Genomic DNA, 22,157 nt, shown 5'->3' with positions numbered 1-22,157 from the left:
GGTGGGCAATTGATCCTCGAACGTTTGCTGAACATGTCGGGAACGCTCTCCGTGGTCATTGAGTTTGTGGGTGGCGCGCTGTTTATTTATCTTTTAATAAAAAAGGCTCCGGTGTGATTGAAATAACGGATATTAATAAGAAATACCAGAATACAACGGTACTCAGTAATATAAATGAGAGCATTCCTTCTGGTGGAATAACGTCAATTATCGGACCAAATGGTGCGGGTAAGTCGACGTTATTATCGATTATGAGCCGTTTACTGACGCCAGATCTCGGGCGTGTTCAGTTTAACGGGCTGGATGTTGCCAAAACCTCCGGGGATAAATTGGCGACTATCCTTTCAGTTCTACGGCAAGAAAACCACTTTACCAGCCGACTGACAGTGTCGGATTTGGTGGGATTTGGCCGTTACCCTTATTCGAAAGGGCGGCTCAATGAAAATGATCGCCAATATATTGATGCGGCGATGGAATTCCTCAATTTGATGCCACTGAAAGACCGCTATCTTGATGAGTTGTCGGGTGGGCAACGGCAACGTGCTTATGTGGCGATGGTGCTGTGTCAGGATACGAAATATATCCTGTTGGATGAGCCATTAAATAATCTGGACATGAAACATTGTGTCGCGATGATGAAGCAATTGCGGCGTGCGGCGGATGAATTAAAGAAAACAATCATTTTGGTTATTCATGATATCAATTTTGCTTCTGCCTATTCCGACCATATTATTGCCATGAAAGATGGTGCGGTTATCTATCGCGGTGCACCCGAAGAAATAATGCAGCCGGATATCCTCGAAGAAATTTTTGATATAAAAATCAGAATAGAAAAAGTGCAAGATCAGCATATCGCGGTTTATTACCGTTAAGGTTAATGACAAAGCTATTTTATTGTTCGGAAACTCGCGGGGCGACTGTATCAATGGTCGCTCCGACGGCTTACGGCACTTACATTTTAAATAAATAGGGGCCCACTTCCCCGCTAATTAACTTTGTCAGCAGCCTGAATAACTAAATGGCGGCGTATTCTCCGGTGCCTTCAGGCCAAGGTGTCAGTAGGTCGTAACCGGTGTCAGTCACGGCAATGGTGTGTTCCCATTGTGCTGAAAGAGAGCGGTCTTTGGTGACAACTGTCCAACCATCAGACAGGACACTGGTGGCGGCTTTACCGGCATTAATCATCGGCTCAATGGTGAAAATCATTCCCGCTTTCAGCGGCATACCGAGCCCTGGCGTCCCATAGTGCAGGACTTGTGGTGCAGTATGATATTCCTGACCCACGCCGTGACCACAATACTCCCTCACCACAGAAAAACCTGCACCTTCCGCCACTTGTTGAATAGCTGCTCCGATATCCCCGAGTGTTGCCCCTGGGCGTACCACCTTGATCCCAGCAACCATCGATAAATAAGTGATATCCACCAAACGTTTAGCTCTGACCGACGGTTCTCCAACATAGTACATTCTGCTGGTATCACCATACCAACCATCTTTAATAATAGCGACATCAATATTGACGATATCGCCATTTTTGAGTTTTTTATCCGACGGAATCCCGTGGCAAACCACATGATTGACTGAGGTACAAACAGTGTGCGCATAGCCGTGATAGCCTATATTGGCAGGGATGACTTTCAGTTCGTTAACGACGTAATCATGACATAACCGATCAATTTCATCTGTTGTGACCCCCGCGCGGACATAAGGTGTGATCATTTCCAGCACTTTCGCGGCGGCTTGGCCTGCGGCTCGCGCCATTTCAATTTCTGCTGGTGAGTGAATTTTTACTGTTGTCATTGCGCATTCTCTTCTTTATTAAACGTATGGGCGTCACTCTGGATGATTCTGGCAATGTCAGCCCCGCCCTGTAATTCAGCCTGAACCAGTGCTCGGGCCAGTTCATGGTGGCTCAATTGGGGATAAAGCTCGGCCAGCATACCCATTTTGAGCCAATGCTCGGCTTGTGCGTTAATTGACCGGCTCATGGCATTACTGGCGATGCGGAGATTTTCATGCATCAAATCGGAGATTTTAACAATTCCCATAAAGCACCTATACGAAACATATACGGTATGTATATTCTCATAAATGAATCCAGGTTGCCAGAGCTTGATGTAATCGAGGGTAGTGAGTTGAGAAAGTAATATACTTGCTAAATAAGATCAGAATTAATAGGCTCAATGACAATATTTGACCGTTTTATGCCACCTGCATTTTTGCCTAATATGGGAAATAAAGATGATCCTATCAGCTCATTTGGGTAAATAATAAAATACTGTCATCAGCATTATCATGTCAGGATAAGCGTTCTATCACTATTTCTGGTTAATTTTTATCACAAAAATAAGCTGTTACGACAAAATTTGTTCTATGATCGACAGCGCGCCCTCTGATTATTTATTGGGGGACTGTTCATTAAGGAGAACTTTATGTCTCACATGCCATTGATTCAGCTCCCCCACACTCATGGCGAAGGTTGCCTCTGTAATAGCCCTGCATTCATCCGCATCAATACGGTGTTTTCCCAGAAAGCAACGCAATCAGCCCCTATTACTGCGGCAACGGTTGCGGCGGCAGTACCGGGAGCAAAATCGCAAAAAAGAGATGTTGCCGCTAATGCGGTACCTGTGGTGGCTTTTATTAATGTTCGTGTCTTTGATGGTGTTTCAGACCAACTACGAGACGGGCTGCGAGTATTAGTGGAAGGCAACAAAATAAAGTCGGTAGAGCCTGCGGATACACCGCTTTCACCGGATGTGGAGCTAATTGATGGCGGTGGCGGCGTATTAATGCCGGGGCTGATTGATGCTCACTGGCACGCCATTATGGCTCGCCCGTCAATGATGACCGCTATGACGGCAGATTTTAACTATATTCAGGCGCTGGCCATTGCTGAAGCTGATGCCACCTTAATGCGCGGCTTCACCACGGTACGTGATATGGGCGGGCCGGTTTTTGGTTTGAAACGAGCCATTGATGAACATGTCGCTATTGGCCCACGAATTTTCCCTTCGGGTGCATTTATCACTCAAACCGGTGGGCACGGTGATTTTCGTTTGCTGGGTGAATTGCCACATACCCCATCAGATCCCTTGAGTTACGCCGAGCGTGTGGGGATGACGGCAATTGCCGATGGTGCTGATCAGGTATTGCTGCGCGCCAGAGAACAACTCATGCGAGGTGCTTCGCAACTCAAATATATGGCTGGTGGTGGTGTCAGCTCCATGTACGACTCCATCGATGTGACGGAAGGTTCTGTAGCAGAAATCCAGGCCGCAGTTACCGCAGCTGAAAACTGGGGCACCTATGTGACAGTCCATGCTTACACCCCCCGTGCTGTTACTATGGCTATCAAAGGTGGGGTTAAGTGTATTGAACATGGCCAGTTGTTGGATGAGGAAACTGTGCAGCTAATGGCCGAAAAAGGTATTTGGTGGAGCTTACAACCTTTCCTTGATGATGAAGATGCGGTGCCAACGCCAAGCCCGGCATCGCGAGCCAAGCAACTTGAAATGGTGGCTGGGACTGATACCGCCTATATGTTGGCGAAAAAATACAATATCAAGACAGCATGGGGCACTGACACGCTGTTTGATGCCCGACTGGCAACCCGGCAAGGGGCACAATTAGCCAAGCTGACGCGATGGTATTCACCGCTTGAAATTCTCAAAATGGCGACCAGTGTTAACGCTGAACTTTGTGCTTTTTCTGGCCCGAGGAACCCTTATCCAGGAAAATTGGGTGTGGTGGAAAATGGTGCGCTGGCTGACCTGATTCTGGTTGATGGCAATCCTTTGGACGATATTCAACTCGTCGCCCAGCCAGATAAAGCATTTAGAGTCATTATGAAAGATGGGCAAATTTTCAAAAACACGCTGGGAAGTGATCATTAGCGGTTTTTTATGATGACAAACCCTGACTTCTGATAGGGTGGCGCCAGTTAATTGAGGTTGTTCAATGAATAATATGACTTCCCTTAGGAAGCAGCCGTGGTTTTTCTTTATGCTTTTAAGCGGTGCGAAACAGAATCGATGGCGTGGGCCGTGGGTTCTGTTATCGGCTATCACCCTGAGTGGTTGCTCCGGTGCTGAGGCTCCCTCATTTTCGCTAGTGGGGTCCTATTTTCCTTCCTGGATGGCTTGCGCCTTTATCGGGATAATCACTGCGGTGATTGCTCGTGTTCTGTTTATTCGCGTTGGTATTGATGAGGTGCTGCCATGGCGGCTGTTGGTGTATGTCTGCCTGGCGCTTGCTGTGGCATTCGTCTGTTCCCTATTACTGTTTACGCGATGAATAATGAATATGAATAAACTACCAGGGAGTGAGCGTAAGCGGCGATTGGCACTCATTGTTGCTGGCGTTATTGTTGTTGCCGCCGTGATTTTTGGCTGGCTGTCGGTGCGGCAGACCACATTGAATCCATTGTCTGAGGATGCGGAACTGGGGGCTAGCGTGGTGCATATTGCCAGCTCGGTCCCGGGCCGTATTATCTCAATTAATGTTGAGGAAAACAGCAAAGTCCGGCGTGGTGATTTGTTGTTTTCCATTGAGCCGGACCTCTACCGTTTGCAAGTCGAGCAAGCACAGGCTGAGTTGAAAATGGCAGAAGCTGCCCGCGATACCCAGCAACGCACCGTGGTCGCAGAGCAGTCCAACGCAGCCATTACCAATGAACAGATTGTTCGGGCGCAAGCCAATCTCAAATTAGCGACTCAGACCTTGGCTCGCTTACAACCGCTACTCCCCAAAGGCTACGTTACCGCTCAGCAGGTAGATGATGCAGCGACGGCGAAACATGATGCTGAAGTCAGCCTAAAACAGGCATTAAAACAGTCATTTGCCGCTGAGGCATTGGTCAGCAGCACCGCCGCTTCGGAAGCGCTGGTGGTGGCGCGCCGCGCGGCACTTGCTATTGCTGAACGGGAACTGGCGAATACGCAAATCCGCGCGCCTCATGATGGTCGGGTTGTCGGGTTGACTGTCTCTGCCGGGGAGTTTGTCGTCCCGGACCAGGCTATTTTCACACTTATCAATACCGAACACTGGCATGCTTCGGCATTTTTCCGCGAAACGGAGTTGAAGCATATCAAGGTGGGTGATTGCGCCACCGTCTATGTTATGGCGGACAGACAGCACGCGATTCAGGGGCGAGTCGAGGGGATTGGTTGGGGCGTAAGCTCCGAGGATATGTTGAATATCCCACGCGGCCTGCCTTATGTGCCGAAGTCATTAAATTGGGTGCGTGTTGTTCAGCGTTTCCCTGTCAGGATTAGTCTGGAAAAACCGCCGGAGGACCTGATGCGAATCGGGGCGACTGCTGTGGTTATCGTGCGAAATGACGAGGGTTGCTGACGGTACGCTTGGCGGCATAATCCGTCAGGCAAAAGTTGATTTAGCCTATTTCCCAGGCAGGGTGGCTCAGGCGTGGCGTGTTGCTGCGCTCTGTGCATTGATGGCGATGATTGCCATGATATATGGCATTCCAGAATCCGCGATTAGCTGTTATCTCATTATTTTCGTGATGAAACCTGATGGCGTCGAGAGCATGGTGATGGCGGTTGCGATCACCATATTGGTGTCGCTGGTTGTTGGTTTGGTATTTCTACTTATCCACTTCACTCTGGAAGCCGCGCCACTGCGCATGGCCGCCTTGATTGTCAGTTCGTTTCTCTTTCTCTATCTCGGATCTGCCAGTAAGCTCGGCCCGGTCGGCAGCATTATTGCGCTGGTGATTGCTTTTGTCATGACGTTACTGAGCAATATCCCCATGGGAGAAGTGGCTACTCGGGGGCTGCTGTATGCCTGGTTAATGGCTGTTTCCCCAATGCTGCTGTTGATTGTTTTTAACCTTTTCTTTGGCCGCATGCCACTGCGCTTATTGCGCGACAGCCTATCTGAGCGATTATTGGCGGTGGCCGAGGCATTGCGTCAACCCGATGCTGCCACTATGGATAGGGTTAAGGAACTGCTGCAAGAAGGGCAAAATGAGCATCAGCAACGGGCGCTTTTTGTGCGTGTTTTTCACCTGCGGCCCTCGGCTGAAGCGGCCTGGCTTGAAAGTGCAGTAAAAAGCAGTTACCGGTTACTGTTGGCTACTTCGGCTTTACCTGCGACTTCAGCGGAGAATGCGCGCCTTGAGCTGGCGGCTTACTGTGGTGACGCGGCGCAGGCGATTGCTGCTGGCAATCTTGCGCTTACCCCTCACTTCACCATTGACGATCCCAGCGATGAAATCAATGAAATCAGAAACGCGCTGACAGCACTGGCAACTGCCGATATTGGGCAAGACCTGAATGCCCCGAAATCCACCTTCTTTGCCGCAGACGCCCTAACCAATCCTGTTCATCAGCAGTTCGCACTGAAAACTACTGCTGCGGCGCTGATTTGTTATCTGATTTACACCGCGCTGGATTGGCAGGACATTCATACCGCCATGATCACTTGTTATGTTGCTGCATTGGGCACCACTGGTGAGACGGTGCATAAGCTAGTTTTGCGGATTATTGGTTGTTTGATCGGGGCATTGATGGGAGTGCTGTCGATTATCTTCATCATTCCCCATATGAACGATATCGGGCAATTGATGGCGCTGGTATTTGGTTGCATTCTCTTGGCCGCTTGGGTGTCATGTGGCAGTGAACGTATTGCTTATGCCGGTGTACAGGTTGGGCTGGCTTTCTTGCTGACGGTATTACAAGGCTTCGGGCCAAGCACCGATCTGGGCGTAGCTCTGGATAGGGTGCTGGGTATTTTGCTGGGAAATCTGGTGGTGTATTTGATTTTCACCCGACTGTGGCCGGTGGCGATTGTAGATGCGGTTCAGGTCCATATTAGTCAGGCCTTGAAGGGGCTGACAAACCTGGCCACATTAGCGCCCGATGCCCGGCCTGCGGCGCTCAGAGAAGCGACAACGGTCGAGGCGGAGATCACCAGCGCGCAAGAAGAGTTGGCGCTGATCCCCTTTGAACCCGCACAATTACGCCCCTCGCGAGAAGAGTGCGCGCGCTTACAGGCCATACTCGCAGAGATGGGTAAGTTGTGCCCGGTGCTGTTTCTACCGACGGAAAAGTCGGCCTCTGATGTGGCACAACTGCGTCGCCTCTCGACAGGTAGCGGTGCCGCGACATTATCGGATGAGCAAGGAGCGAATAGCGAATCATTACGGCAGGGAGCATCGCCGATTGATCTGACTATTCAACAACGTATAAAGCGGCTTGAGAAACTTCTGGGAATTGGATGACATGATGACGCACGCTGTATTGATGGCCCGGATAGCCAAAATAGGTCTGACTGGCTCGGTATTGAGTCTAAGTATGCTGGTCGCCGGTTGTGCTACAGACCGCTTGGATCTTGCACCTGCATCTTATACCGAACCCTGGAAGGCGGATGCAAATACGCCTATAGGGAGCGGCAATTTTTCTGTGCCGGCGAACCCGCTGGTGGCGGAATTAGCACCGCCGCCCAGCATAAAAAGCGAGCATACTTATTCGTTACCTGAATTGATTGATATCGCCCAGAGCCAAAATCCAGATACCCGCATTGCCTGGCAACAAGCACGGCAGGCTGCGCTGGCGGTTGGAATGGGGGAGGCGATATTTTTACCCATAATTTCGGCCAGTGTGATTGGTGGTTATCAGCGTACGACCACGCCTTTACCTTATGCCATCGGCAACGAAAAGGATTTGAAAACCAGCGGGAGTGCAGTGGTTCCTGCCTTGGCATTACAGTGGCTTATTTTTGATTTTGGTCAGCGCAGCGCGTTGCTTGATGCCGCTAAACAGACCTCTTATGCCGCCAATGTGACCTTTAATGGTATGCACCAGAAGCTAATCTATGATGTTACTCGCACGTATTTCCAATATGGTGCTGCACAAACTCAGCGCCAGATAGCAGAACAAACACTGAAAAATAGCCTAAAGATTCAAGATGCTGCCGAGGAACGGCGCAAAAATGGCATCGCAACGACAGTTGAAGTCGCACTGGCACGCCAGCAGGTTGCGCAGTCTGAGTTGCGTCGTGTGGTGGCTAAGGGCACTGAACGTGATGCTTATCAGGCATTATTGGGCGCAATGGGGGTTTCTCCCTCATTGGATATTAAAGTCGCTTATGCCGAAGATCGTGCTTTACCGGATGGGATGAGCGCACCAACCGAACAGATGATTCGACTGGCACTCTCCCAGCGGCCAGATGTGTTAGCCAGCTATGCGGCAGTCGAGGCGGCTAAAGCGGGTATCAAAGCAACAGAAGCGGATTTCTTGCCGAAAGTCTATCTGGCCGGGGCGGTGGCAAGCGGTGATGGGCATTTTGATATTCAGGGCCTGCCGGGTATTAGCCCACAAACTTCATCTTCCAGTATTTTAGTCGGTGTCAGTGTTCCTCTTTACGATGGTGGGATACGTGCCGCGCGGGTGAAAGAGGCGGAGTCTCGAGCAGCGGTTGCTGCCGAAGGATTTAAGAAAACGCAAGAATTGGCGGTGCGCGAAATTGTCGTCGCAGCAGATACTTTACGTTCTGCGCTTGAAGCTAATCAGGCGGCATTAACTCTGGTGAAAACCTCGTTTATTACCTATGACGCTGCGCTGGAGTCTTATCGCAATGGTGTCGGCACCATAACGGTCGCCAACGAGGCTGCTAATGGATTGTTGAATGCACAGCAAATGAGCACTGACGCCCATGCCGCATCTTTGGTCGCGGCCGCTAATTTGGCTTTTGTGATGGGTAAAATGACGAATACTTCAGAATCGTTGGCACTGTTGCATTAGATAAATAGGCCGTTAATTGAATCGAACACCGATTACAATCAGAAATATATTATTATGTTAGTGAAATGATAAATATTGTAATGGGATTAATAACAATTAACGGCTTATATTAATATGGAAATTACACCGCAACGTATACTTATTTTTTCTAACATATGCACGGTAATATATTTTTAGCATCGTCATTATTATGGCTGATTTTCATGCAAAATAAGCTTGAATTTCTATCAATGAGCTAGATAATATTGGTGTCAGGCATTCAAATTAGGTCTGTCTAACCGCGATAATAACCCTGATTTCCGCAATGTTAGAGGTATGAGGAAATAGGCAATGAAATACAATAATAGATTTTGGTCACATATCCAGTGTGTAACCCATCTTGTGATGCTATTGCATCGTAGTTGTTTTGACTTCCATCTGTTTAACGCCAGATAATTTTTCTTCTTCAATGGTATCTCTTGTTGTGGACCGTCATTCTTTATTCTGAATTCATTATGTTTGGGTACTCAGTCACTGAGTCTTCATGATTGTGCTATCTCTAATTTTTCAGAATGATCAGCAGTCTTTGGCTTTTCACAATATTTTGACACCATATTCGGTGGTCTATGTCACCTGACATTCGTTATTTCCGTTTCAATAATTCAGTAAGTTGAATTATTACGGGTAGCCGTGCCTTGCTTTCAGAATTAATGGAAATTAATTCTGTGATCATAGCTTAGCTATAGATAAATGAAGAGATAGGTAATATGGAAAAATTAAAAGTTGCGGTCAGTGCCAATACATCAAATTGCTTTACCACTGGACGTGAAATTGTTGATATTCATGATACAAATTTCACTGATATCTCCGCCGTTGTTATTTCCGTAGATGACGCAGTGACGGGTCTACTCGATAGGATAGAACAAACCGGTTTTGGCCTGCCGATATTCGTTGCCGTTTGCCACCAAGAAGAGTTACCCGCTGAAATCTTACCGCGAGTGACTAGTGTGTTTGAACTGGATGATGGCAATAATGATTTTTATGGTAAACAACTGGAAGCCGCCGCAACCAAATATGAAAAAGAAGTCCTGCCGCCATTTTTCGGCAGCTTAGTAGAATATGTGCAGCAGGGGAACGCCGCGTTCGACTGCCCAGGGCATCAGGGCGGGCAATTCTTCCGCCGCCATCCGGCTGGCCGTCAATTCTTTGATTATTTTGGTGAGACCTTATTCCGTTCCGATTTATGCAATGCTGACGTTTCTATGGGTGACCTGCTCATTCATGAAGGGGCACCTTGTGCGGCACAGCAACACGCGGCAAAAGTATTTAATGCCGATAAAACCTACTTTGTTCTGAATGGAACTTCTTCTTCAAATAAAGTTGCACTACACGCTTTATTGACCCCAGGTGATTTAGTTCTTTTTGATCGTAATAACCATAAGTCTGTCCATCATGGTGCATTAATTCAGGCTGGGGCGACCCCGGTATATTTGGAAACCGCGCGTAACCCATTTGGTTTTATCGGTGGCATCGATTCGCACTGCTTTGAAGAGAAATATCTGCGCAATTTAATTCGCGAAGTGGCACCAGAGCGGGCCGCAGATCAACGGCCATTCCGGTTGGCTGTGATTCAGTTAGGCACCTATGACGGTACGATTTATAACGCTCGTCAAGTGGTGGATAAGATTGGTCATCTGTGTGACTACATTCTGTTTGATTCTGCATGGGTGGGTTACGAACAGTTCATCCCAATGATGAAAGATTGTTCTCCACTGCTGCTGGAATTGAATGAAAACGATCCGGGTATTCTGGTGACTCAATCTGTCCACAAGCAGCAGGCTGGCTTCTCTCAGACTTCTCAAATCCACAAAAAAGATAAGCATATCAAAGGTCAGGCGCGCTATGTGAATCATAAACGAATGAATAACGCGTTTATGATGCAGGCCTCAACCAGCCCATTCTATCCACTATTCGCTGCGCTGGATGTGAATGCCAGGATGCATGAAGGCGAAAGCGGTAAGCGCATGTGGATGGACTGCGTCAAGCTGGGGATCGAAACCCGTAAACAGTTGCTGAAGCTGTGCCAACACATTCGGCCGTTCGTGCCGGAAACTATTGATGGCCGTCGGTGGGAGGAGTTCGATACCGACCAAATGGCCAATGATCTGCGCTTCTTTGCCTTTGTTCCGGGAGAACGTTGGCACTCCTTTGCGGGCTACGCTGAACATCAATATTTTGTCGACCCATGCAAACTGATGCTGACCACACCGGGTATCAATGTGCAGACCGGCGAGTATGAGAAGTTTGGTGTCCCGGCCACCATTCTGGCGAACTTCTTGCGTGAAAATGGCATCGTGCCAGAAAAATGCGATCTTAACTCGATTCTGTTCCTGCTGACCCCAGCGGAAGATATGGCCAAGATGCAGCATCTTGTTGCTCAAATTGCGCGTTTTGAGCGCCTGTTAGAGCAAGATGCGCCGTTAGCTGAAGTATTACCATCAATCTATCAGGCTAACGAAGCGCGTTATCAGGGTTACTCCATCCGCCAGCTGTGTCAGGAAATGCATGATCTGTATGTTAGCCACAATGTGAAAGAGTTACAGAAAGAGATGTTCCGTAAGGCGCATTTCCCGAAAGCAGTAATGAATCCGCAACAAGCACATATCGAATTTGTCCGTGGCAATATCGAGTTGGTGGCATTGGATCAGATAGAAGGCCGTATCGCCGCCGAGGGCGCGCTGCCTTATCCACCCGGCATTCTGTGTGTTGTTCCCGGTGAAGTATGGGGCGGTTCAGTACAGCGGTACTTCCTGGCGTTGGAAGAGGGCATTAACCTGTTGCCGGGCTTTGCGCCTGAGCTACAGGGGGTCTACATCCAGCAAGATACCGATGGCCGTAAACGTGCTTGTGGCTATGTCATCAAACCATAAGCTGTTGGCTATGTATTGAGCCAAATTGATTGTTTGATAACCAAAACTGCGGAGAGATGGCTTTATCGTCGTGCTCCAGCCATGCTCTCCGCTTTCTCAATTTTTACAGAGAGAAAGGATAATGAATGCGTCTAAATCGAACAAAATGGGTGTTGTTCAGCTCACCATTTTGACTGCGGTGAATATGATGGGGTCAGGGATCATCATGCTGCCAACTAAGCTGGCGGAAGTGGGGACTATCTCTATCGTTTCGTGGTTAGTGACCGCTGTGGGGTCGATGGCGCTGGCCTATGCATTCGCCAAATGCGGGATGTTTAGCCATAAGTCTGGCGGTATGGGCGGTTATGCGGAATATGCTTTCGGTAAGTCTGGCAACTTTATGGCCAACTATACCTATGGAATGTCGTTATTGATTGCTAACGTGGCTATTGCTATCTCGGCGGTTGGCTACGGTACCGAGTTGATTGGTGCTGAGCTGAGTCCGTTGGGGATCTGTCTGGCAACGATTGGTGTGCTGTGGTTGTGTACTGTTGCCAACTTCGGTGGTGCACGCATTACCGGTAAGATCAGTGAAATTACCGTCTGGGGGGTTATCATTCCGGTGGTGGGTTTGTCCGTCATTGGTTGGTTCTGGTTTAGCCCGACCCTATATGCCGAGTCCTGGAACCCCCATCATGTGCCAACTTTTGAAGCCATTGGTGCTTCTATTGCCATGACATTGTGGGCGTTTCTGGGATTGGAGTCAGCCTGCGCCAACACTGATGTGGTAGAAAATCCGGAGAAAAACGTCCCTATTGCGGTGTTGGGCGGAACACTGGGTACAGCGGTGATTTACATCGTTTCAACCAACGTGATTGCCGGTATTGTGCCGAATATGGATTTAGCGAATTCTACCGCGCCTTTCGGTTTGGCTTTTGCCCAGATGTTTGACCCTACCGTGGGTAAAATTATTATGGCGCTGATGGTGATGTCTTGCTGTGGTTCCTTGCTAGGCTGGCAGTTTACTATTGCCCAAGTGTTTAAATCCTCCGCCGATGAAGGTTATTTCCCGAAAATCTTCTCCAAAATCAGTAAAGCAGAAGCGCCCATCAAAGGCATGCTCGTTATTGTGGTTATTCAGACAGTACTGTCTTTGATGACTATTAGCCCTTCACTGAATAAGCAGTTTAACGTACTGGTTAATTTGGCAGTGGTTACCAATATTATTCCTTATATCTTATCGATGGCGGCGCTAATTATTATTCAGAAAGTGGCTAAGGTAGATCCTTCTAAGGCTCGGATAGCCAATATCATTGCACTAATTGGTGCTCTATATAGCTTCTATGCCCTGTATTCATCCGGTGAAGAAGCCATGATGTATGGCGCTATCGTGACTTTCCTGGGGTGGACACTCTATGGTTTTGTTTCACCGCGCTTTGAAATTCAAGATAAAAAAATGTAACGCTGGCAGATAACTTTCTGCAATTTAGCGGGTAAAACCTGGCTCAGAGGTGTGCGAGGGCATTGCTCTGAGCCTTTTCAATCATGGCACTAACTATCTGGTACATCCTCCACTAGCAGTATTTTCGTTACCGTTGACATCATGGCCCAAACTCAAAGATATAAACATCAATAGGTTAATACTAAATAATATATCTAACTTATTTTTATCGACGAGGTTCATTAGGTTAAGGCTTTATCTCGAAAATATGAGTGCTTATTAAAATAAGTAGGCACTGTCATAGCTATTTTTATTTAAGTCAGTCGGGTTTTGGTCGATACCAGAGGTAGACAAAATAAATGAGATGAGACCTATGGTAGCCCAGATAAGCAGTATCGGATTTCCTGTCCCTCGTGTTGTGAGCACTGTTATTACCGGAGCCAAACAGTCACCAGCAACGTTTCAACCTTCGACTCGTGTCACTTTGAGTGATGCCTCTGATGAAATTAATGCTATTTATAATATTGGTGCGCAAAAATTACGTACGTCGGCCACAAGTAGCAATAGCCAACTAGCCTATCTGATGAGCGCAAATCTTCATCAGCCAGTATCAGTTTCATTTCAGGGATTAGGAAAGGCGCTGTTATTGCAGTTGAAGGATGACCCAAAAGATTTCTCCAGTGCGGTGGCATCACCTGTTGATGTTCAGGTCAGTGGCGACAATGATAAGGCCGCGGCCGTTGCACTGGGCATCGTTACGCAAAGCGGTGTGAAAGTCAGTGTGTCGCTGTCCCGACAGCAAGATGGCATCGTCGCACAAGTACAAACTAGTCATGGTGACCTTGATGAAAATGAGGTTTTGGCTATTTCAGGTCTTGCCGATGCATTTCAGGCAGCTCTTGATGGATTGTCTGCTCAACCACCGGTCGTCAACATTGATGGATTAACTCAATTTGATAATACAATCCTGAAGTCGGTTGATTTGAATACTGATGTGCGGCAAGGAAATGACTCTCTCCAATCACTGAATTATCAAAGTGATAATGTCAGCAGGGGGCTAAGTTACAAAGATAGTAGTGTCTCTTTTCAATTAAATACTGACCTTAGCCATCCTGAAGTCTTGGGGACATACGGACAGCAAGTTCGAGCACTTTCTGCGTATGAACAGCAGTTAGATAGTGCAAGTTTCCGTGGACGTGGCGACAAAGCGCAAATGGATATGTTTAAGACAACTTTTCGTGCAATGAATAGCCATTATGGTTCCAATGAAATAGACAGCAGCCAAAAGACAATTTTCATGTCGGAGTCGGATAAGGCGCGTACTTATCAGAGTGGTTTGGCTGATTTTTCAGCATCTTTCCAGCAAGCGGAAACATCCTCCAATCCGCTTAAGAAAGATGAGAAAGATACCTTCGCATACAATTTTAGCCAAACGACGGAAGAGAGCAGCAACAGTAGAGGTGAGCTTAGTCAGAGGGTGCAGAACACAAAATCCCACCTGCAAGCCAGTTATCATGAAGCACTGGATCCAACTGTGCCGTTGTCACTAGGTATGCTGGAATTGTCGCAAAGCTATACTTATCATCAGATTAATGATGAAAGTTCGTCTCAGACCGTGTTGGATTTCAGAAAAGGGTTTTTAGCTACGGTAGCGTCTTCTAAAACGACTCATAATATGGAGTTGGTGAAAAAATATGTTTCCGGGCGTTTGGTGGATGAAAACAGAACACCGTATGACAATGAAAAAACGCATCAACTTCAGCTGAAACAGTTCTCTTTCTGACTGGAAGTATCAGACTTTGACAATATTAAATAACCTGAAAATCAAAATGTGATAACTCGTTTATCATTGTAGGACAAGAGAAACATCACTCTTTCGGGTTAACTTTTGTCATGAAAATAAGTTGTTATCAGAGGGTTTTTTCTATGTTCGACTGCGCGCCCTCTGATTATTTGTGGGGGGACTGTTAATTAAGGAGAACTTTATATCTCACATACCATTGCTGACGCTGATGCCACCTTAATGCTCGCCAGAGAACACTCCTACGAGGTGCTTCGCAACTCAAATATATGGCTGGTGGTGGCGTCGGATCCATGTATGGCTCCATGTATGGCTCCATCGATGTGACGGAAGGTTCTGTAGCCCCACTTGCCTATTTTTATGGTGCAACCCACCCGTTACGTTAGGATTTCTGAGTCACCGGTTCAAATACAAAAGGTTTCTCTGATTGGAAATGTGCTGAGACGTCGCCGGTATATTGAGCCGCTTGTGGCGTATTAACCTTCAGTTTTTTTACGTCAGCAGATTCCGAAAAATCGATCTTATTAAAATCGACCCAAAATGTATTTGGCATCAACGTGGATTCAAAATAATAAATCTTATTTTTCTGGTCGGAGAGAGTTCTCCAGCGAGTTGATGAGATATTTGGCTCATCCGGTGTACTGATACCATAAGGAACTGAGACCGAACGAATAACACTCAGTACACTCGCGGTAGCCAGTTGCTTATCAGTATATTTGGGAATGGCATTAATATAAAACTGTGCCCGCACAAAGCGATCACTGGAGCTATTAGTGCCCGGCAGCATGTTAGTCCCACCAATTTTTTGCCAATACGAGTTGATAGCTAATTGCTTGTCATAAGTCGGTGAGTTGGTGACAACTTGATATTCCCGGCTGTGGTGAATGGTGAGTTTACCGTCAATATATTCAAATATGGCGCTATCGCCACTGGCGTCAGATAGTGTTAGATGAATAGTGCCTAGCCTTTCCTGCCCGGGGACTTTACTGGTTAAGACAGTAATAGGTTCTTGCTTAAAGTAATTCACCGCTTCATCGACGGTAGCAAAGTTATCAAGAACATATTGGCCCCAGGCTGCCAGCGAAATATTGGGTTTAGCGGGGGTTGGCTCTGGATATTGGGATTCAGCCAACCACAGCATATTCACCACCAAGCCCTTTTCATTCATACCGTCAGTGGTGGCAATATTGTAGGCTGCGGTAATCACGCTGCCATATTTTGATGTCCAGGCCACGGAGTTTGGCCCTGCATTCCCGGTGCGCTCCATTCCTCGTGGAAATATCCACAGGTCAGAGTGAAGGTCTTCTTTCCAATCCATCGACCGGCCGGTTATCACTAAATTTTCCGGCCCCAAATAAACAGCTCTGGTACAGGCTTGTGCTGCGGGTATTAGTGTGATGGTACCAACAAAGGCTATGGCCCCTAACAGAATTTTAGCTATCCGGTTTTTATTCATAAGTTACCTTTCCTTTATTACAACAATCAAAATACTTAAGTAGCAATTTGTAACTATGGTTGATGTTCATCTGGTTGTTAATAGTAGATTATCTGTCAAATAAGATCATGGTTTTGTAGCTTCCTTCCCGCAACTCGAATTATTTAGGGGATATCTCCGGGCCTTGATTTTAGCCAGATGAAGGTAGTGATAAATTCCTGCGGGCAACCAAACCCCATGGCTTGGGAGGATCACCCAACTTTTGTGTTCCGTTTGAACATGCACGACACCGCTTAAGGTATGCAGCAATTGAGCACAGTCGTGGCTCATTGTATTCCTAACAAATGATCTGAAATATCTACAAGTGCCGTAGGAAGACTCTATGGAAAATTCGCTAATAAAAAACTAAGGTCGTTAGGGCGGTAATCGCTCAGTGGGTGTGCTGCGTTTGGTCAATTAACGCCATGTTAATATATAAACCAGAAAAACCTCCTTATTCTATATAGACAGTTAGGATGGAGCGAATTCATTGCTTTCAGAGTAGATGGGCATTTTTCCGGCTACATTCATGATAAATAAATGAAGCTCTGAATCTGTTTCTATCCCTAACTTACTCATGGCATTACGTTTATGGTTACTGACAGTTTTTATACTACGTTGAGATTGAACAGCAATCTCAGAAACTGATTCACCGAGCGAAACTCTGTCAAGAACCTCAATTTCATTATTGGTCATCATCCGGTTTGTCGAATTACGCCCAATCGCACTTTTCGTTAATTCCCCACTATAGTTATTGCTGCAAAAAAACTCTCCTTTGCTGATTTTAATGATATTATTCTTTAAGTTATTAAGGCAATCACTGCGTGATAATATCGCATCCATCTTCATATATGACAGATACCGTAACACACTGATACTTTTGATATCGGTATAGAGTACAAATTTAATATCAGGCCAACGTATTTTGAGTTGATAAACCTGTTTTATGCTATGAAATGGTTTGTCATCTGCAACTAAAATACCGATAAAAACGATATCTATATCTTTATGATTTAATTCATATTCTAATTGTTGAAAATTATCAGTAATGCTTACTACATTGATATCAAGTGTTTTTTCTTTCAGTCCGTGCTCTAATCCCAATACGGCTAATGGCGAACGATCTACTAATGCAATATTCATATTGTAGTCCCTTTAATAGGTTGTTATTTCTATGAAGGCGACAGATTAATTCTTATTTCTTAAAATTTTGTCTATACTTAAATAGACGTTAATATTTTATTTTTGCTGTCTGTGCATTCAGTTTATGCAGCTATATTAATGATTGTTTTTATTCTATGTTCGGTAGTTTAGTTGCCTGAATGTTAGGTTTTGTACAACCTGTTACTAATTGTAAATGTGCAGATTATTTGCTTGCTACGGGCGTAGTAATACAGGGCTGGAGAAAATCCAGCCCTGTTACGTTATTTTTAAAATTTAATTATCTGAAATAAAATGAATGATCGTGACTCTACTTTTATATTTATAGCCAAAACGTATCAGGTGGTTACGGGAGGGCGATACTTACAGGGGAACTCCAGAGTAAATTTCGCGCCGCCTAACTCTTCAGAATGAGTAACACTGAGACTACCGCCATGTAATTGAGCGACCTGTAGAGCAATAGATAGACCTAAACCGAAGCCACTGATTCCTGCTTCTTCATCAACTTTACCGCGATAAAACGGTAAGAATATCTTTTTATAATCAGCCTGATTAATACCACGCCCATCATCTTCGACGACAACAAATAAACGTTCACCCACCCGCTCAGCACTCAGATAAATATGTTTCCTGGCATATTTTTTAGCATTGCTGAGCAGGTTTTGCGTAACATAAGGCATGACCTGAGGATCAATCTCTATCCAACCCAAGTCATCACTGACGCGGAGTTTTACATCTATTCTCCGGTCGCTGAGATGGGATATTTTTACCTGTTCTTCTAACCATGTTGATGCGTATTGTTTACGCGGATGAATACGAACGCTACCGCTCTCAAAACGTGCATAATTCAATGCCATTGAAATGAGTGTTTCCACTTCATCCAATTCTTGATAAACCCGATTAATATCAGAAACATCGCCTTTTTCTGAATGATGGTCGAGATAGTTCGCCAAATGAAAGCGAATGCGTGCAATTGGGGTACGGAGTTCATGGGCCATCGTGTGGCTCATCTCTTGTCGCAAGGCGACAAACTGTTGAACTTTTGCGGCCATGCTATTGAGGGCCAATGCAATCGGTCTAACTAGATATGACTGTTTGGGTGATGCGCGTGCAGTGAGATCGCCGGCGCTTAATGCTTGTGCAGTGCTACGCAAATTATTGACGCTATTCCATACTGGCCTCAGCCATATATAGGAAAAAATAAAACTTAATATGATGGTTCCGCCCCACTCAAACAATAAAAGCTGTATTTCGTAGCCTGATATGCCCTCGGAATTATCATTTAAAGTGGCGATAATAGGGCCAATCAACAAAACTTCATCAGTGCCCTTGATGCTTTTATAGATAAAACCGTCATGAACAAAAAGCCCTCCATCTTGGAGCAAAGTTTGATAGTCCTCTTTATTCATTCGATTTTTCAAGTTAGAGGTCTTTTCTATGCTCAGTGGAAAAGAAAATAAACTGTTCATTTTTTGCACGTCTTCGTGCCAGTTTTGTGGAGGTTGCATGCGCATATGTTCCTCAATACTGGCGAGGGTTTTCTGCATCATTTGGTATTGAATCATATGCGTCAGGGTTTGAGTCACCTGGTTTCGGATAACCAATACTGAGTAATAAAGAGCTAAAGCGGCTAATAACCAAAACAAGTAAAACCGCAGAAATACCCGAAACCGTGGTGTAAATTTTATTTTCATAATCTGCAGTCTCAATCAGTCCCAGCCATGACTGTTAAATAGATAGCCTTTACTCCTCAGGGTTTTAATCCTGTTGGGAATATCAAGGTCATCATCGAGTTTCCGACGTAATCGGGAAATATGAATATCAATTGTGCGATCGACACCATCAAAATCGATGCCTTTTAAACCTAACAATAATTCATCCCGACTAAGCACTTTACCTGCATCTTTAGCCAGCAGCAGCAGCACATCAAATTCTGCTGTTGTCATCGGAATATCTTGTTCATACAAAGTGACAGTTCGAGAGGCGGGAGCAATTGTCAGTTGACCAAAGATCAGATTTGTTGATTCTTCAGTATGTATTGTGGCGTTTTGAAGGTTGTTTAGTGGCTGAGTGAATCGACGTAACTGCGCGCGGACTCTTGCCAGCAATACCCGTGGTTCAATGGGCTTAATAACATAATCATCGGCACCCAGCTCAAGCCCCAATATTTCATCCAGGCTCTCTCCTAATGCAGTGATCATTATAATCGGGCCGTGGTAAAACTCGCGAATGACCTTGCAAACATCAAGTCCATTCATGCCTGGCAACATAATATCCAGTAGAATCAAATCAATAGTGTTATTTCTCACATAATCAGCAACAGTATCGCCGCGGCTAATTACTTTTACTTCGAACAGTTGTTTAGCTAAAAATTCAGCGATTAAAGTGGCCAGGCGGTGATCATCCTCTACTAACAGTATTTTAGTTACTTTCGACATTATGGCCCCAACTCAGATCTATAAACATACCTGGCTTAATGCTAAACATTATAATCAACTTATTTTTTGTCGATGAGGAATATCACGTTAAAACCTTAGCCTGCGGTATAAAACACGATAAAAAAAACATAATTGAACCAATTCGGATTTTTCTGTTGCGAATGACGGTGTAGAAATCGATTTGCTGTATTGGTAATACATGGCGTGGCAGTGATGGAATGGGTTATAACTGGATAGGGTGCGAAGAGGGATAATCTATTGAAGCTGAACGCAGTTGGCGGAGGTTTCGTAGGAGCTAATTCTGTTTGGAGAGCCCAAATACCAGAAAGCAAAAAACCAGCTATTAAGCTGGTTTCTTTAAATATGGTGCCCGGACTCGGAATCGAACCAAGGACACGGGGATTTTCAATCCCTGCGTTTAAGCGTTATAAAATTAGGTAATTAACATTAAATTGTAATTGTTCACCTGAATAACTAATTCAGGTGTTTAAATGCATATAATTCCAGTTATTTCTACCAAAGGTGGTGAGGGTAAATCTACTCACGCTGCCAATCTGGCCGGTTTTCTTGCCGATGCCGGTCTCAAGATCCTCCTTATTGATGGAGATTATGCTCAGCCTACGGCAAGTAGCATTTTCGCATTAACCTATGAAGCGCCCTGTGGTCTGTTTGAGTTACTTATGCAAACGGCCGATCTTAACGATCCTTCTCGTATCATTTCTAATAGTGTGATCGCTAATCTGGATGTGATTGTCTCGAATGATCCGAATGCACAATTACCGACGGCAATGCTTCATGCGCCTGATGGTCGACTGCGTTTACGCAATGTGCTGCAACATCCTCTCTTTCAACAATACGATGCGATTATCATCGACTCTCAAGGTGCTCGCTCCATTATGTTGGAGCTTATCGTTCTTGCGGCTACCAATAGGGCTGTGGGGGTGGTAAAGCCGATTTTGCCAGATGTCAGGGAGTTCATTCGTGGCACCATTAACATGATGGAGAATCTGCTTCCTTTCGGTACGTTGGGCATAAAATTGCCGGAAATTCGGATTATTATCAACTGCATGAAATATACCCGGCTGGCACGCGAAACTTACCAACAGCTTGAGGGCATTATCAATAATGGCCGTTATAGTGCTCACAGCAAAAAAATACAGGTCTCCCTGCTAAACACCTTAATCTACGACCTTGAAATTTATGCAGAAAGCCATGCGGTTGGATTACCTGCTCATCGTCTTGAAAAGACAACCGGACGAGTCAGTGACTCTGCTTTCGTAACTATGCATAGCCTCGCCAGTGAACTTTTCCCTGAATGGAAAGAGAGATTTGATCAGTTAATGGCTTCCGATCAGGAGGTTAATCATGGCTGAATCAAAGATCGACTCTCTTCGCGGGCTGGTTTCTGTTGAGGCGGAACAGGCTGTATTGGGGGGATTGATGCTGGACAATGATCGTTGGGATGATATCGCCCTTATTCTCAAGGCGGAAGATTTCTTCGGCAAAGCTCATCAAATCTACTTTCGTGAGATGAAGTGTCTTATCGATGCTGCAAAACCGATTGATTTACTGACACTTACGAATGCTTTGGAGCATCAGGGGCAACTCGAACTTGTTGGCGGTTTCGCCTATGCCGCCGAACTCAGTAAAAATACCCCCAGCGCCGCCAATATTGTCGCTTACAGTGAAATTGTGGCTCGATTCAGCCGGGCACGCCAGCTTGCCAGTTTAGGCTATGACATCACACATGAAATAACCGCTCCGCGTGCGGATATTGCTGCAATCATGGAAAAAGCTGAAAAGCAGATTATAGCTATTGCTGAGCAATCCGAACCTGAAAAAGCAGTATCGCTAATTGATGGCATGGAAAGCATGCTTACGCAGCTTGAACTTCGGACTCAGTCGGATGACGGCGTAACCGGCACACCAACCGGGTTTATCGAGCTTGATGCCAGTACTTGTGGTTTTCAGGACAGTGATTTGATCCTGTTGGCAGGCCGCCCCTCAATGGGGAAAACAGCGTTGGCTATGTCGATGGTTATTGGCGCACTTCAGGGGCGTGAGAACAGCGTGGTACAGGTATATAGCCTTGAGCAGCCGACCGAGCAGTTACTGATGCGCATGGTTTCTTCTCTGGGCGGGATTGAGCTTCAGCGTCTTAAAAATGGTTTGCTGGATGATAAAGACTG

The 22,157-nt window shown here is 45.9% G+C and carries 17 protein-coding genes and 1 pseudogene; 12 read left to right on the top strand and 6 right to left on the bottom strand.

Annotation, left to right across the window (positions count from 1 at the left end; translation table 11 throughout):
* Nucleotides 1-117, top strand: a pseudogene (locus ACNSO8_RS14855) (enterobactin ABC transporter permease); the annotation flags it as partial.
* Nucleotides 114-872 (top strand): ABC transporter ATP-binding protein, encoded by a 759-nt coding sequence (locus tag ACNSO8_RS14850; protein ID WP_005157194.1) that lies wholly within the window; start codon nt 114-116, stop codon nt 870-872. The pseudogene ACNSO8_RS14855 and the gene ACNSO8_RS14850, both read left to right, overlap by 4 nt.
* Before the next feature lie 142 nt (nt 873-1,014).
* On the opposite strand, the gene map is transcribed toward ACNSO8_RS14850, so the two are convergent.
* Entirely contained in the window at nt 1,015-1,800 is a 786-nt protein-coding gene (map, locus tag ACNSO8_RS14845; RefSeq protein ID WP_005173871.1) for a type I methionyl aminopeptidase, read from the bottom strand.
* Nucleotides 1,797-2,048, bottom strand: coding sequence for a ParD-like family protein (locus ACNSO8_RS14840; RefSeq protein ID WP_019079039.1), 252 nt, complete (start codon nt 2,046-2,048; stop codon nt 1,797-1,799). The genes map and ACNSO8_RS14840 overlap by 4 nt, the downstream gene beginning before the upstream one ends.
* A gap of 384 nt (nt 2,049-2,432) precedes the next feature.
* Here ACNSO8_RS14840 and ACNSO8_RS14835 point away from each other — a divergent pair, with 384 nt between their 5' ends.
* From ACNSO8_RS14835 to ACNSO8_RS14800, 8 genes are all read left to right on the top strand, one after another.
* On the top strand, nt 2,433-3,896 hold the full coding sequence (locus ACNSO8_RS14835) for a metal-dependent hydrolase family protein (protein ID WP_019079038.1): 1,464 nt from the start codon (nt 2,433-2,435) through the stop codon (nt 3,894-3,896).
* 64 nt (nt 3,897-3,960) lie between these two features.
* Nucleotides 3,961-4,296, top strand: coding sequence for a YtcA family lipoprotein (locus ACNSO8_RS14830; protein WP_026017796.1), 336 nt, complete (start codon nt 3,961-3,963; stop codon nt 4,294-4,296).
* A 9-nt stretch (nt 4,297-4,305) separates the two neighbouring features.
* Nucleotides 4,306-5,355: a multidrug transporter subunit MdtN gene (gene mdtN, locus ACNSO8_RS14825; protein WP_046050272.1), complete on the top strand. Its 1,050-nt coding sequence runs from the start codon at nt 4,306-4,308 to the stop codon at nt 5,353-5,355.
* On the top strand, nt 5,339-7,243 hold the full coding sequence (locus ACNSO8_RS14820; RefSeq protein WP_418395101.1) for an FUSC family protein: 1,905 nt from the start codon (nt 5,339-5,341) through the stop codon (nt 7,241-7,243). Before mdtN ends, ACNSO8_RS14820 begins: the two co-directional genes overlap by 17 nt.
* Nucleotide 7,244: 1 nt before the next feature.
* Complete coding sequence (locus ACNSO8_RS14815) at nt 7,245-8,765, top strand: TolC family protein (RefSeq protein WP_418395100.1); 1,521 nt, start codon at nt 7,245-7,247, stop codon at nt 8,763-8,765.
* A gap of 746 nt (nt 8,766-9,511) precedes the next feature.
* Nucleotides 9,512-11,674: an ornithine decarboxylase SpeF gene (speF, locus tag ACNSO8_RS14810; protein WP_418395099.1), complete on the top strand. Its 2,163-nt coding sequence runs from the start codon at nt 9,512-9,514 to the stop codon at nt 11,672-11,674.
* Between the two features lie 121 nt (nt 11,675-11,795).
* On the top strand, nt 11,796-13,115 hold the full coding sequence (gene potE, locus ACNSO8_RS14805; RefSeq protein WP_418395098.1) for a putrescine-ornithine antiporter: 1,320 nt from the start codon (nt 11,796-11,798) through the stop codon (nt 13,113-13,115).
* A gap of 352 nt (nt 13,116-13,467) precedes the next feature.
* Nucleotides 13,468-14,877 (top strand): hypothetical protein, encoded by a 1,410-nt coding sequence (locus ACNSO8_RS14800; protein WP_172654500.1) that lies wholly within the window; start codon nt 13,468-13,470, stop codon nt 14,875-14,877.
* A 400-nt stretch (nt 14,878-15,277) separates the two neighbouring features.
* Here the strand turns inward: ACNSO8_RS14800 and ACNSO8_RS14795 are convergent, their stop codons facing one another.
* The 4 genes from ACNSO8_RS14795 to ACNSO8_RS14780 all read right to left on the bottom strand — a co-directional run bounded on the left by ACNSO8_RS14795 (nt 15,278) and on the right by ACNSO8_RS14780 (nt 19,968).
* Nucleotides 15,278-16,351, bottom strand: a complete 1,074-nt coding sequence (locus ACNSO8_RS14795; RefSeq protein WP_418395097.1) for a linear amide C-N hydrolase — start codon at nt 16,349-16,351, stop codon at nt 15,278-15,280.
* Nucleotides 16,352-16,840: 489 nt separating this feature from the next.
* Nucleotides 16,841-17,512 (bottom strand): LuxR C-terminal-related transcriptional regulator, encoded by a 672-nt coding sequence (locus tag ACNSO8_RS14790; RefSeq protein WP_418395096.1) that lies wholly within the window; start codon nt 17,510-17,512, stop codon nt 16,841-16,843.
* 356 nt (nt 17,513-17,868) lie between these two features.
* Nucleotides 17,869-18,999 carry an ATP-binding protein gene (locus ACNSO8_RS14785; protein ID WP_418395102.1) on the bottom strand — a complete coding sequence of 377 codons (1,131 nt, stop codon included), beginning with the start codon at nt 18,997-18,999 and terminating at the stop codon, nt 17,869-17,871.
* A gap of 240 nt (nt 19,000-19,239) precedes the next feature.
* Nucleotides 19,240-19,968: a response regulator gene (locus ACNSO8_RS14780; protein WP_050158306.1), complete on the bottom strand. Its 729-nt coding sequence runs from the start codon at nt 19,966-19,968 to the stop codon at nt 19,240-19,242.
* A 491-nt stretch (nt 19,969-20,459) separates the two neighbouring features.
* Between ACNSO8_RS14780 and ACNSO8_RS14775 the strand changes: the two genes are divergently transcribed.
* Together ACNSO8_RS14775 and ACNSO8_RS14770 are read left to right on the top strand one after the other, a co-directional pair.
* Complete coding sequence (locus ACNSO8_RS14775) at nt 20,460-21,341, top strand: ParA family protein (RefSeq protein WP_418395095.1); 882 nt, start codon at nt 20,460-20,462, stop codon at nt 21,339-21,341.
* On the top strand, nt 21,334-22,157 hold an 824-nt coding region (locus ACNSO8_RS14770), incomplete at its 3' end, for a DnaB-like helicase N-terminal domain-containing protein (protein ID WP_418395094.1). The genes ACNSO8_RS14775 and ACNSO8_RS14770, both read left to right, overlap by 8 nt.

This window comes from Yersinia sp. LJYL362, assembly GCF_048323875.1.
The sequence above is the reverse complement of the archived record's forward strand: the minus strand, read 5'-3'. Positions and strand labels throughout refer to the sequence as shown.